The sequence below is a fragment of the Neobacillus drentensis genome (assembly GCF_036962765.1).
Classification (GTDB): Bacteria; Bacillota; Bacilli; order Bacillales; family Cytobacillaceae; genus Neobacillus; species Neobacillus drentensis_C.
Genome location: NZ_JBALOS010000073.1, coordinates 2,349 through 15,555, shown reverse-complemented (window position 1 = coordinate 15,555; position 13,207 = coordinate 2,349). Strand labels below are relative to the sequence as shown.

12 protein-coding genes are annotated in these 13,207 nt (G+C 40.2%); 7 read left to right on the top strand and 5 right to left on the bottom strand.

Going from position 1 to position 13,207, the window contains the following annotated elements; genetic code table 11:
- Positions 1 to 86: 86 nt before the first annotated feature.
- From V7137_RS11045 to V7137_RS11035, 3 genes are read left to right on the top strand one after another with little or no spacing between them, the layout of a single operon-like run.
- The gene (locus V7137_RS11045) at positions 87 to 452 is read left to right on the top strand and encodes a DUF2089 domain-containing protein (protein WP_218346192.1); all 366 of its coding nucleotides are present in this window, start codon (positions 87 to 89) and stop codon (positions 450 to 452) included.
- A 13-nt stretch (positions 453 to 465) separates the two neighbouring features.
- Positions 466 to 855 carry an SHOCT-like domain-containing protein gene (locus tag V7137_RS11040; RefSeq protein ID WP_335698136.1) on the top strand — a complete coding sequence of 130 codons (390 nt, stop codon included), beginning with the start codon at positions 466 to 468 and terminating at the stop codon, positions 853 to 855.
- A gap of 10 nt (positions 856 to 865) precedes the next feature.
- A complete protein-coding gene (locus tag V7137_RS11035) occupies positions 866 to 1,147 on the top strand; it encodes a hypothetical protein (protein WP_335698135.1) in 282 nt (93 codons plus the stop codon).
- A gap of 124 nt (positions 1,148 to 1,271) precedes the next feature.
- Here V7137_RS11035 and V7137_RS11030 read toward each other — a convergent pair whose 3' ends face one another.
- Positions 1,272 to 1,673, bottom strand: a complete 402-nt coding sequence (locus tag V7137_RS11030) for a GNAT family N-acetyltransferase (protein WP_335698134.1) — start codon at positions 1,671 to 1,673, stop codon at positions 1,272 to 1,274.
- A 564-nt stretch (positions 1,674 to 2,237) separates the two neighbouring features.
- On the opposite strand from V7137_RS11030, the gene V7137_RS11025 reads away from it, so the two are divergent.
- Both V7137_RS11025 and V7137_RS11020 read left to right on the top strand, forming a co-directional pair.
- A complete protein-coding gene (locus V7137_RS11025; RefSeq protein ID WP_335698133.1) occupies positions 2,238 to 3,605 on the top strand; it encodes an arsenic transporter in 1,368 nt (455 codons plus the stop codon).
- Between the two features lie 23 nt (positions 3,606 to 3,628).
- Positions 3,629 to 4,303 (top strand): DUF2642 domain-containing protein, encoded by a 675-nt coding sequence (locus V7137_RS11020; RefSeq protein WP_335698131.1) that lies wholly within the window; start codon positions 3,629 to 3,631, stop codon positions 4,301 to 4,303.
- Between the two features lie 512 nt (positions 4,304 to 4,815).
- Here the strand turns inward: V7137_RS11020 and rpmG are convergent.
- The 4 genes from rpmG to V7137_RS11000 all read right to left on the bottom strand — a co-directional run bounded on the left by rpmG (position 4,816) and on the right by V7137_RS11000 (position 7,314).
- Positions 4,816 to 4,965 carry a 50S ribosomal protein L33 gene (gene rpmG, locus V7137_RS11015; RefSeq protein WP_335698130.1) on the bottom strand — a complete coding sequence of 50 codons (150 nt, stop codon included), beginning with the start codon at positions 4,963 to 4,965 and terminating at the stop codon, positions 4,816 to 4,818.
- A gap of 25 nt (positions 4,966 to 4,990) precedes the next feature.
- On the bottom strand, positions 4,991 to 6,178 hold the full coding sequence (locus tag V7137_RS11010; RefSeq protein WP_335698129.1) for a GTP-binding protein: 1,188 nt from the start codon (positions 6,176 to 6,178) through the stop codon (positions 4,991 to 4,993).
- Positions 6,179 to 6,492: 314 nt separating this feature from the next.
- Positions 6,493 to 6,819: a hypothetical protein gene (locus V7137_RS11005; RefSeq protein ID WP_335698128.1), complete on the bottom strand. Its 327-nt coding sequence runs from the start codon at positions 6,817 to 6,819 to the stop codon at positions 6,493 to 6,495.
- Positions 6,820 to 6,906: 87 nt separating this feature from the next.
- A complete protein-coding gene (locus V7137_RS11000) occupies positions 6,907 to 7,314 on the bottom strand; it encodes an NUDIX hydrolase (RefSeq protein WP_335698127.1) in 408 nt (135 codons plus the stop codon).
- Between the two features lie 392 nt (positions 7,315 to 7,706).
- Between V7137_RS11000 and V7137_RS10995 the strand changes: the two genes are divergently transcribed.
- Together V7137_RS10995 and V7137_RS10990 are read left to right on the top strand one after the other, a co-directional pair.
- Positions 7,707 to 8,993 carry a helix-turn-helix domain-containing protein gene (locus V7137_RS10995; RefSeq protein WP_335698126.1) on the top strand — a complete coding sequence of 429 codons (1,287 nt, stop codon included), beginning with the start codon at positions 7,707 to 7,709 and terminating at the stop codon, positions 8,991 to 8,993.
- A 316-nt stretch (positions 8,994 to 9,309) separates the two neighbouring features.
- Positions 9,310 to 13,053 (top strand): S8 family serine peptidase, encoded by a 3,744-nt coding sequence (locus tag V7137_RS10990; protein ID WP_335698125.1) that lies wholly within the window; start codon positions 9,310 to 9,312, stop codon positions 13,051 to 13,053.
- The last annotated feature ends 154 nt before the right edge of the window (positions 13,054 to 13,207 follow it).

Here is a 13,207-nt window from a genome sequence, read left to right as displayed (position 1 = left end):
GTTTTATAAAAAAATATTAATGTTTCTTATTTACCAATTGAATTTATTGATATATAATCAAATCAAATAACAGAAAGGAATTCATTATGGCCTATAAAGTAATTACAAATTGTCCTGTCTGCAGCAAAACACTGAAGATTACGAAGTTGCAGTGCTCTCATTGTCACACAACGATTGAAAATGAGTTTGAATTATCCAAGCTGGCGTCATTATCAAAGGATCAGCTTCATTTTGTGGAAGTATTTTTAACATGCAGAGGAAATATCAAAGAAGTTGAAAAGGAAATGGGGATTTCGTATCCAACGGTTCGAGGCAAGCTAACAGACATAATATCGTCCCTTGGATATGTGCAGAAGAAGAAAAATGAAGTAGACGAGAAAAAGGTTGTCGCCATGTTGGAAAATGGCGAAATCACCCCAGAAGAAGCCATTAAGTTATTAAAAGATGAATAGGGAGGAATGTACCATGAAAGAGGAAATTGCAAAGGTATTAACAATGGTGCAAGAAGGGAAAATTGATGCAGATAAGGGATCAGAGCTTATCCAAGTATTAAAAGAGAAAGAAGAATCAGGAAGTAAGCTGTTAGAAAAACCGACTAAATATTTAGATAAAACATTAAAAATTCGTGTTGTATCAGCTGAAAATGATAACGTCACGGTCAATTTGCCCATAAAACTTGTCAAGGTAGTATTAATGGCTGGACATAGCATCGCAGCTAGTATTCCTCAATCCGAAAAATATGTAAAAGATATAGACATAAACCTTATTATTGAAGCAATCGAAAACGAATTGGATGGCCAAATTGTTGATGTTAAGTCAGCAAACGGAGATACCGTTTCTGTCTTCATAGAATAGAGATTTGCTTATGCTGCATTTAAAAGTCAAAGCAAAAGACGTCCGGTTCACCCTCCCCATTCCATATGCCATTTTAAACATTGGTATTTCCATTTTGTCTTCAAAAATTCTTCATCGACATGCAAACAAATGGACAAAAGAGCACTTCGAAAGAAAAAAACTGGACTTTACCATTCCACAGATAGACAAAGAAACACTAAAGCTAATTGTCAAGGAACTGAAAAATCATAAGGGTATCGTGCTGGTAGATGTCAAAGCTAAGGACGGTACTGAGGTTATGGTTAGACTATAATTCTTTAAAGAATACTCCGGTCACAGACCGGTTTTTTCATTTAACTCATATCATTAAATTTCTTCACTTAATCGCTAAAAGGCCGTATAAATACACCCGGACTACCAACATCACAATGAAATTTTTACAGTATTTTTTCCATTACTACTGTTTTAACTAAAAAACCATTGGGATTGGTTACCACTTCCTCTTTATAAACAATATAACCCATCGCTTTATTTTCAAGCCACAATAACATTGCCTTTGCTATTCCTTTTCCTCTTGCATGAGGCGACACTGATAATCTTGAAAAATATATGGAATCATCCTTTAGTTTAAATCTTGATGAACCGACGGGTATTTCGTCAACCATACATATTAACGCCTTCTCTGAGCCACTTTTGATAGCATTTTGCAATTCTTCCTCTGATTCATTTAAAGCGCTTGAAGGAACATCAAGGAATCGATATTCTTCAAAAGCATCTAACATAAGTTTGTGAACTGTCTGAATTTCATCCAATTTAGCTACTCTTACTTCAATATTCATTCTTTTTTCCTCCAATAAATTTATGTAAAACTTCAATTAAATTAAATACTTTCATCTCACCTTTTTCACTTAATTTGTAAGAAAATCTTACAAGGAATTTCTTTTCTACCTATTTTGAACCTTTAACTCCATAAGTAAAAGAGCCTGCCACAGCAGCCTCTTCTTTAACTCTTGCCCCCGTTTATTATAAGCACAACTCTTCACAATTTCTTAGATAATCAAACTAGAAGAATCCCATGCCTACTTAAAGACAAAAGCAGTAGGTTAAAAATAAGATTAAACCGTATTGAGCGTGGCTGACTAAGCCTCGCTTTTTATTTTTGTCGCTTGTTTTCTGTCTTGGCAGGTGTAATGTCTAATAATATTTATTTAGACTCTAGTTGATTTCTTTGAAAAAAGGGTACAAACCCAAAGCCTGTCTTACTCTTGATACATATACATACAGTACAAACTCACAAGAGGGATAGATGGAGGGGGGGGACAAGTGTGGACTAAGTTTGTGAGGTGGTTAGGTCGTCTCATGGAAACATCATGAAAAACTAGCTAGATGAGAGGAGAAAAAATATGAGTCATTTAACCGTTTGGATAACCATCATCACTTTTTTGGTTACCCTCGGATTTATTCTTTGGAGACCTAGAAACATTAATGAAGCCATACCTGCCGCAATAGGTGCGGTCATCGTCGTCCTTAGCGGAAGTGTTTCATTAACAGACCTGGGTATAATTACGAACACCATAAGTGGTGCCGCCATCACTATTATGGCAACGATTGTCATGGCGATTGTCTTAGAGAGTTTTGGGTTCTTTAACTGGATGGCAGAAAAACTGTCTGCCATGGCAAAGGGATCAGGAATTCGTTTATTCTGGTACGTTAATCTTTTATGTTTTCTCATGACACTCTTTTTCAATAACGATGGAAGTATCTTAATCACAACCCCAATTCTAGTCATGTTATTAAACAACATGGGATTAAAAAACCATCAAAAAATTCCGTATTTGCTGTCTGGAGCCTTAATTGCGACTGCTTCGAGTGCTCCAATTGGTGTAAGTAACATTGTAAATTTGATCGCTCTAAAAATTGTGCATATGAGTTTGTATTTGCATACGGCGATGATGTTTGTTCCAGCAACTCTTGGTTTACTTTTGCTAGTTGTTCTCCTGTTCCTACGATTTAGAAGAATCTTGCCGAAAACAGTTCCTACTAATGTTTCGGGTCTGACAAGTCCTTCTTACCACCCACTTAAATCAAATATAGGAATTCAGCATGCTTCGGAAAAAGCTCGCTCAAGATTTATGCGAAATGTTCTGTTGTTCGTATTCGCTGTCCGTGTTAGCCTCTTTGTCGCTTCGTTTGTGAATATTCCAGTCTCTCTTATGGCTGTTATCGGCTCGCTTGTCCTTTTAGGGTGGAGATGGGCTTATTTAAAAATATCCCCTGCCGATATGGTCAAAAAAACGCCGTGGTATATTATCGTTTTCGCCTTTTGTATGTATACCATCATTTACGGTCTCAATAACATTGGTTTAACGGACTGGTTGATTGGATTCATGAAACCAATCGTTTCTGGAAGCCTGCTGCATGCGAGTGTCATGATGGGTGTACTTCTATCTGTTCTCTCCAATCTTTTTAATAATCACCCAGCACTCATGGTTGGAACACTCACGTTAACGCATATGAATCTAAGTTTACTCGAATTGAAAATTGCCTATTTAGCAAACGTAATTGGCAGTGACATGGGATCGTTACTACTTCCAATGGGAACGCTTGCTACGCTGATGTGGATGCATATCGTAAGGAAAGGGAAAGTAATGATCAGTTGGTGGCAATATATAAAAATCACAGTTGTCGTTATTCCCCCTGCGACATTGTTTACCTTAGTTGTCTTGTATTATTGGGTCTCTTGGCTCTTTAGTGGAACACTTCAACGATAATTTGAGAAAAAGGGAGAATTAAGATGCTTATTGATTTTGTAGATTCAGTAGGAATATTTATTGAGGTTGAAATTTCAGGAGGCGTTATTCACAAGGGTATCCTATTAGATGCTGGGCTGGACATCATTGTTTTATACGATGGCAGAACCGATTCATACCTCTACATTCCATTTGTTCATGTTCAAAGATTGAAAGAAACTAGTTTAGAAGAAGAATATACCTCTTATAACCCACCTTCAGAAAAACCAATTGAATCGGATGTCATATCGTTTCGTAAATCATTAACTATTGCTAAAGGTTTGTTTGTCAAGATATATGTCACAGGGAATAAATCCATTCATGGTTATATAACCAGCATTATGAACGACTATTTTGTTTTTCACTCCCCTGTGTACAAAACAATGTTTATTTCGATGAATCATGTGAAATGGCTAATTCCGTATCCCCCTAATACGATACCTTATTCCTTAAACAAGGAAAATCTACCCCTGGTGCCTATATCGACTCCTTTAGCTAGATCTTTTGATGAACAGTTGAAAAGATTAGAAAATCAACTAGTTATTATAGATGGTGGAGAAGATACTGAAAAAATAGGCTTACTCCAAAAGGTTCGGCATAACAAATTGATTCTTATAACAGCTGAAGGGGAAACGGTTTGTCGAAATTTAGAGCATATCAAAACAATACAATTACCGTAAATACCTTATGTACTAGAAACTTAATAAACTTATTTTAACCAAAATAACTAGGTAGGTGATGGTCACTTGAGCAAACAAAATAAACAAAAAGAATAATCCATCTGTGTTTGCCGACGAGGATGGATTACTCAATCACTACTAAAGTTGTTTGTTAGACCGTGTCTTTCGAGTCACGGTTTTCTTTATGGTGTACCACATATTGTTAGTATATGTTGTTTGGTCTAATTTTGTTTAAGGTAGAAAAAATTTTGCAATCATAACTGCCGGTTGGACAACATCTATTTCTTGAAAGTTGAGGATCAGGCTGTAACATTATAGGCCCTTCTTATTTTTAAAATGAGAAGGGCTTTATTTTTATCAGTAGACTAATTCAGTACAAGCACTCCATTAGTTGCTGAACTGTCCTCACTGGTTCTTAATCCAGTCAATACATAACCAGAGTGAGATGATTGTGCTCACCTTTTCGCAGCCGAAATAACTCCTCTGAATGAAATCTGATGATTCTTGAGTGACTATTTTGTTTCTCGGTGTAACGTACGTCTTTTTAAACGTGGTGAGTATTTCATTAACTCAATACGATCAGGGTTATTTCGCTTATTTTTTGTGGTAATGTAATTTTGGTCTCCAGTTTCTGTACATGCTAACGTGATTTTTACTCTCATTTTAATTCCCTCCTAATTTTGTTTTCTATGCTAAAACTGTAAACGCTGGAAGTGGATCATGAAATTCAGTCCAATCCATTTTCATTTCTTCCTTAGTCAATAGACACCGATCCAAAGAAGCCTTAATTTCTTCGCCATTCATATCAATTCCAATTAGAACGAGCTCAGTCATCCGATCACCAAATTCATCATCCCAATTTTCCAGTAGCTCAGGTTCTTCATTAAGGATATGATTTCTTTCCTGTTCAGGATAAGCCGCAAGCCATTCACCAGCTCCCTGAAGCATAATAGAAGGTCCAGCTTGTGACAACAAACCTGTCGTATCATTTCGGGTTGGAAGCCAAAAGAATCCTTTAGCCCGGACGACTTCCACTGGCCATTCCTCTAACCATTGCATCCATCTTTGTGGATGAAATGGTTTTTTCCTGCGATAGACAAAGGATGAAATACCATACTCTTCTGTTTCTGGGGTATGTTCTTCGGTTAATTCCTTGATCCAGCCTGCCCCTTGACTTGCCTCTTCAAAATCAAATAAATGGGTATCTAAAATTTCTTTTAATGCGACTTTTGAGTGGGCACTCTCAATAATTTTTGCATCTGGATTTAGCTTTTGGAGGACAGCTTTTAGTCCTAGTACGCCCTTTTGATCCACTAAATCGACTTTATTTAAGACCAACACATTTGCAAATTCAATTTGGTCAATTAATAAGTCAACCACTTCACGCGTATCCGACTCATCTGTTCCTTGCTTTCGATCAAGAAGACTTTCACCTGATGAAAAATCATGCCAAAACCGGTTTGCATCAACAACTGTCACCATGGTGTCAAGCCTGCAATAGTCGGTTAAATTAATGCCAAGATTTTCATCCACATATGTAAAGGTTTGGGCAACAGGAACAGGCTCCGATATTCCAGAGGATTCAATTAAGATATAGTCAATATCCCCTGCCTGAACCAGCCTTTCAACTTCAATCATTAAGTCCTCTCTTAAGGTGCAGCAAATACATCCGTTTTGAAGCTCCACCAATTTCTCATCTGTTCGTGAGAAACCTCCTTGTTTGATCATGGAAGCATCAATATTGACTTCACTCATATCATTCACAATAACGGCAATCTTTTTATTTTCACGATTGGTTAATACATGATTTAATAACGTTGTCTTCCCTGAACCTAAATAACCACTAAGCACAGTAACTGGTATTTTTTCAGTCATTTTCTTCACCTCATTTTATAAATCGAAACCATTACGATTTAAAGAATATAGGTTGCCTATTTTTCTTCATCCTTTATGCCCCTCGATATAGAGTTTCTAAATGATAGGAGTAAATCGTAATCATTACGTTTTATATCTTAATCAATCTATTTCTTAAAAGCAAGTTTTTTTTCAAAATAATTGAACGCACTTTAGACAAAGTTCGAATAGAGGATTGGCAATATGAGGCTTAATTTTCCTTAAATAAGTAAAAAAGCATCCCTAGTAAAAAGGAATGCAAAAGATGAGTTGCGACCAAAGTAATAAGATTACAGTTAATTCTGCTTGTCTTTGATCTTTTCACGGATTTTTTCAAGTTCTTTCAAAGAGAGTTCACCTAGAGATTTTTTAATTTCTTCCTCAATCTGTTTTCTGTTGCTTTCTCGATATCGATCCCACCATTCCCGAAGACCTTCCGTATCATCTAAGAGGGATTCGATATCTAACTCTTCTAATTCATCATCTGATATGTAATTCAATACAGCTCCTAACATACGAGTAAGGTTATCGATTTCATCTGCTTGTTTCTGGTCATTTTGCGAAAGAACATCCGCTTCTTCCTGATCTGGCACTTCGGTAATGAGTGGCGCTTTTCTTGGCATCTTTATCCTTCCTTACTATTTTTACTTTTACTAATGCTTATTTTAGTATTTCCATTAAAAGTGAGATCGATGAACTTTACTCAACTATCAAAATTCAACAAAAAAAGGATGAAGTTTTTCGTTTAAACAATGCTCAATTCTTTGCCTGAAATTATTCCAAGTGACCATTTCCAACGCTTCTTCAATAGGAAAGAAACCAACTTCCAAACTTTCTGAGGAGGTTGTTAACTCTCCCCCGATCGGACGACCCAAAAATAAGGTGTTACAGATTGATTCACTTACATTTTGATACACACCACAAAACTTTATCACATCAATATCTATTCCGCTTTCTTCTTTTGTTTCCCTGATGGCTGCCTCTTTCAACGATTCTCCTTCTTCCACTTGCCCGCCAGGCATTTCCCATCCTCTTCGTGGACCTTTAATTAATAATATTTCCCTTTGCTCGTTAAGTACGATTGTTGCAGCTGAAACAATATGTTTTGGTGTTGGCATATCCTGACCTCGCTAATATAGATTACCTATTTAATTCGCTGCGTTTTTAGGCTTCTCCTTTTTTTACGGATTAGATCATAAATAGGAAATCCACCCTATTACGGTCACTTTTATGTTACCGTACTTTACTTTTTTCAACCTGCACGGTAACATAAAACCCCTCTTTGTTACCGTACTTCCTCTTTTTCCACCATCATGGTCACATACCCCCTCTCTATGTGACCGTTAACCCCTTTTTTCCACCATCACGGTCACATAGGTCACTATCCCTCCTACTTCTCGGTCATTTCGCAACTCTTATCCTATTTCAATAAACACAACGACATATATAATAAAATGAGAAGCAATTTTCAGTAAGCGAGATTTCAATTATAGGAGGGTAGGTTCGTTTTATGTCCATTGGAAAAGTGATTTATTATCATCGGCGGAAGCAGAACAAGACGCAGGAGCAGCTTTGCCATGGCATTTGCTCGGTGACACACTTAAGTAAAATTGAAAATAATGTAAAAGAAGCCAATCCGAAAACACTCCAGATGTTATGTGATCGATTGCAGATTTCACTTGAAGAGGAAAGCAAGAAAAGCCAACTATTACGGCAGAAGCTGGATATGTTTTACGAGACGATGGAAAGGATGCACCAAGAGAAAGCCACCATTTTATTTAAAGAATTACAGCTAGAAAAAGAATATATTCATTGTACGGAAATGATTTATTTGTTTGAGTTATACATGCTGCGCTACTACCTGCTGTTGCATGATTTTTCTGCCTATGAAAAGTCCTCCACAGAGATTCATCGGTATATCTCAAAATTCTCTCCCTATGAGAAGTATGTGTGGAATCTTCTTCAGGGCATCTATTATGGAAAAGTGGAACAATTCCCTCAAGCCCTCCTCTATTTATCTCGTGTCGAAGAACAGGCAGAACAATATGAAACCAAGATTACGGAATATTATTATTTTCGGTCGGCCTTGCACGGACATTTGTGCCACTATTCTTTATCAATCCATTATGCCTATAAAGCATTACGAGTTTTTCAGAATACCAACAACTTTTTAAGGATTGTCTATGTCAAATTGATTCTAGCCGTTAATTTCATCTATATCGGTGAATTTGAAAAAGGGAAAGAAATCCTCGACCAAATTTTAAATGATGCGGACATCCTGCAGGATTCAGAGACAAAGGAATTATCCTTACATAATCTCGGTTTTTTGTACTACAGACAAGGAAAGATGGAAGAATCGATAGACTATTATTCTCAGTCTCTTCAAATCAAAGAAAAAGATTCACCCTCTTACTATATTACGATTTCCTCTATGGCAGAGGCGCTGATTGCTGATGGCCAGAACGAAAAAGCCATGAAAATGTTAAAAGAGGGATTAGATTCAAATCAAGATCATAAATCTCCACGCTATATTGAGTTGAAAATCCTTTACCTAGAGGCAGCTGGTTCGCAGAAAGCGCTGATTACCTATTTAATCAACCAGGGCCTGTCGATTATTGAAAATCATCTTTCCACTGAACGAGGAAATAAATATCTACAGCTCATTGCTGATTATTATGAAGAAAAACAGGATTTCGCTTCGGCCAACCACTATCTTCAGATCGCCAACCAGCACCTGAAGAATCATCTTTTCAATATTGGATCGCCCGTTGATTTAAGTAGGGCTAAAGTACGATAAAATAATATATTGAGAGGACAATTGCCTGCGGCAGTTGTCCTTTTTTGTCGATTCTACCAAATTGTCCCAAGTTGAAAGGTAAGATTTGTTTAAGAAAGTACCCTTTTTTTCTTCAAAAAAGCATCGATAGTCCCATTTCCTTCCTCCTTTTAAACTAGGAATTTTCCCGATAAACAGTCTCGCAAATCCACTCTATACTTTTTAACTAGAAAGAACTTTGTATAACCAACACCAATTTTAAGGAGGGAAACCAATTCTAGTAAACTCAACACACAAAAACAACACTTACAATTTTTAGAAGAGGAGAATGTGAAAAATGGGGAAGCCAACGTATAAGAAATATTTTGCAGCTATGTTGACCACGGCACTCATCGCCGTTCCAACGCTACAAGCGTTTGCCGATGACTCGACCAAGAGTCTTTTACATACGCCAAACGGACAAGCAGCAACTGCAGATGTACAGGCCATGAATGTGAAAGCAAGTAAGGACAAGCATGTGATCACGCTGATTACCGGCGATGTTGTCACTGTAACAGAGCTAGCTGATGGACAAAGCGTTATTAGTGTTGAACCCGCTGATCCAGCACATAGCGGAGCACGGATCCTAACGCTAGCAAAGGGTACCTATGTAATCCCCGATCAAGCGATGCCTTATTTAGCTTCCGGCTTTTTAGATAAGGACTTGTTTAATGTCACGTCCCTCATTTCAGACGGATATGATGATGCCAACCAGACAACCTTGCCTGTTATCGTTCAATATGCAGAGGCAAAAGGTCGCTCAACTGCAGCCAAACCTGTCCCAAAAGGGGCCAAGAAAACGCATGAGCTTGAGAGTATTAATGGAGTAGCACTTTCTGCTGATAAGAAAGATGCGAAAAAGTTCTGGAAAGACATTACGCAAGGTCAGCAGTCGTCCAAGACAACAAAAGCTTTATTGACCCCAGGAATGGAGAAAATATGGCTTGACGGCCGTGTCGAAGGGACTCTTGAACAAAGTGTTCCACAGATTGGAGCACCTACCGCTTGGAATGCGGGTTATGATGGAAAAGGCGTCAAGGTAGCTGTACTTGATACTGGTATCGATACAGAGCATCCCGATGTAGCAGGACAGTTGGAAGAAGCGGTGAGTTTTGTTCCGGGTGAAGATGCGCTCGACCGCAATGTCCACGGGACACATGTTGCTTCCACGGTCCTTGGAACAGGAGCAGCATCCGACGGAAAGTACAAAGGAGTGGCACCAGGTGCAGACCTTTTAGTAGGAAAAGTGTTGAGTGATGAAGGCTCTGGTCTGGAATCTTGGATTATTGACGGAATGGAGTGGGCCGCACACAAAGCCAAGATTGTCAGCATGAGCCTTGGCAGCTCAGAGTCAAGTGACGGTACTGATCCGATGGCACAAGCAGTGAACAACCTTAGTGAAGAGACGGGTTCTTTGTTTGTCATCGCTGCCGGCAATACCGGTGCGGAAGGGATTGGTTCACCAGGTGCTGCCGATGCCGCCCTTACCGTAGGAGCCGTTGACAAGTCAGACAATCTTGCTTGGTTCTCCTCCAGGGGACCTCGTTATGGAAGTTCAGGTTTAAAACCAGACCTGACTGCTCCTGGAGTGGGAATTATGGCGGCACGCTCCCATCTAGCTAATAAAGGAAGCGGTTCTTACATCAGTCTTGATGGTACCTCCATGGCTACACCGCATGTTGCTGGAGCAGCAGCGATTCTCTCTCAGCGTCATCCGGATTGGACCGGGGCACAATTGAAAGACGCTCTGATGAGTACGACCAAGAAACTCGACGATATTAAGCCATTTGAGGGTGGAACTGGACGTCTTGACGTCGCAGCCGCCACATTGGGTACGCTTCGTGCAACAGGTTCATTGGATTTTGGCTTCTTTGACTGGCCTCATGAAGGCGATGTTCCAGTTACGAAGACAATCACCTACACAAACGACAGCGACAAGGAAGTGACATTGGATCTGTCAACTGCCTTGACAGATGGCAGTGGTTCAGATGCCCCTGCTGGATTACTGAAGCTTTCATCAGACAAAGTGACCGTTCCAGCAAATGGAAGTACCAATGTGACCGTGACACTTGACCCGCAGCCTGGCGCTCTTGGTGCCCGTTATCAAGGGCAGATTTCTGCCAATGTAGATGGCAAAACCGTTGCCCATACAGCGTTAGGGATGATTAAAGAAGATGAAAAGTATTCACTTACCATCAATGCAATTGACCGTGACGGGTCCCCCGCCCTGGCTTACATTAACGTCCTTGGTAAAGATGGCGATCCGCAGTTTATCGCGGTCGACGGTACAAAGGAATTGCGCCTAAAACCAGGCACCTATTCCGTTATGTCATTGATGGATGTTGACGCGGATACTGACCACGCCGGAGTTGCACTGGTCGGTGATCCTGAAGTGAACCTTAATGGCGATCAAACCGTGGAGCTTGATGCCCGGAAGGCCAATGAAATCACAGCGAAAGTGCCAAACGAGAATGAAGCCAATTTTAGAAAAATGGAATATTACCGCACGATTAATGGGAACCCGGTCAATGACATCTATCTCATGCCTGTGTGGATCGATAAAATGTACGCTGCTCCAACAAAAGCAGTAAAAGATGGAGAATTCACGATGAATACACGCTGGCGTTTAACCGAACCAGTATTGACGGTTAACTTCCGAGGCCAAATTTTGGATGATATCCCTCAGGCAGGAAGTACGCTCCTTAAAGGGCATTATGTGTTAGATGCCGTTTATGCAGGTAAGGGTACAACAGAAGATTATTCGGGTCTGGATGTGAAGGATAAGGCAGTAATTGTGGAACGCAGTGATGAAGTTTCAGGCGCGCAACGTGCGACAGCAGCGACAGCGGCCGGAGCGAAACTACTAATTACCGTAAATGATGGACCACAAGAATTGAGTGAATGGTCTGGAACGGAAGAGTATGAAAAGGTTCCAATCGCGGTTGCGGCGATTAGCGGAACAGATGGCGCAGAGCTGATTAAAGCTGCTCGTTCTGGAAAGGTCAAACTGAACGTCAAGGGGAATCCTGACAGTGAATTTGTCTATGATCTGGTCGATAACCATCATAATGCAATTCCAAAAGACGTAACCTATGCACCAAAACCAAAGGATCTTGTAAAAATCAATACTCAGTATAAATCGGACCGTGAGGCACCAGGTGGGGAATTCCGCTGGGATATCCCGGCATACCGCCCAAATGGAGTAGGCTACCCGATGACTCTATCACTACCTTCAGTTCGAACCGAATGGGTATCGGCTCAGGAGGGCACATCCTGGTACCATCAGGCAAGCGTGCTTGACGCTGAATGGGAAGTACGTCAGCCTTTAGCTAAATACAAGCCTGGGCAGCAATTAGATGAAGAATGGTTTGCCCCAGTCGTTCGCCCTCGCTTAGGTGCCGGTTTCTGGGTACCTTATCGTTCAGGCAACAGCTTTATTTTCAATATTCCTGCGTTTGCTGACTCAGGAATAGGGCACACGGGTTCAGACTCGAATTACCCAGGGCCGCAAACTCTTAAATTTTATCAAGGCAATACTCTCGTGAAGGAAGGAAAAGGACAGGCGATTTACTCCTTTATCCAGCACCCAGCCGAAAACACCAAGTATCGATTAGTCAGTGATGCTACTCGCGATCCGGAACGCTGGAATACCTCAGTCAGTACGCATACCGAGTGGACATTCTGGTCTAAACAGCAAGAAGAATGGCAGACAGATTTACCGCTGCTTTCGTTGGATTATAAAGTAGATACTGACATGAACAGTAACGCCATTGCCGGCCGTACCATTAAGCTCGGCTTGAGTGTTGCTCAGATCGCAGACGCACCAGGAAACGGCAAAGTGGACGGTGCTACACTAGAAGTTTCCTTTGACGAAGGCAAGTCTTGGAAAAAGGTAGAGTTGGTTCGTGATGGCAATGGCTGGACAGCTAACATTACCCATCCAAAAACCCCTGGAAGCTACGTCTCCCTCCGCGCTAACGCTTGGGATGATGCAGGCAACAGCATTAGTCAGGAAGTTATTAAGGCTTATGGGTTAAGGTAATATAGAGAAGAGAAGGCATCCTACCTTTTGGGGAGGATGCCTTTTATTATTATGAGGGTTGATCGGACTTTCTGGTTGTCACCCTCTACGGGCGTTTTGAACCTCTTTATGTTACCGAACTCTATCTTATTTAGCCTTCACGGTCACTTAGAAC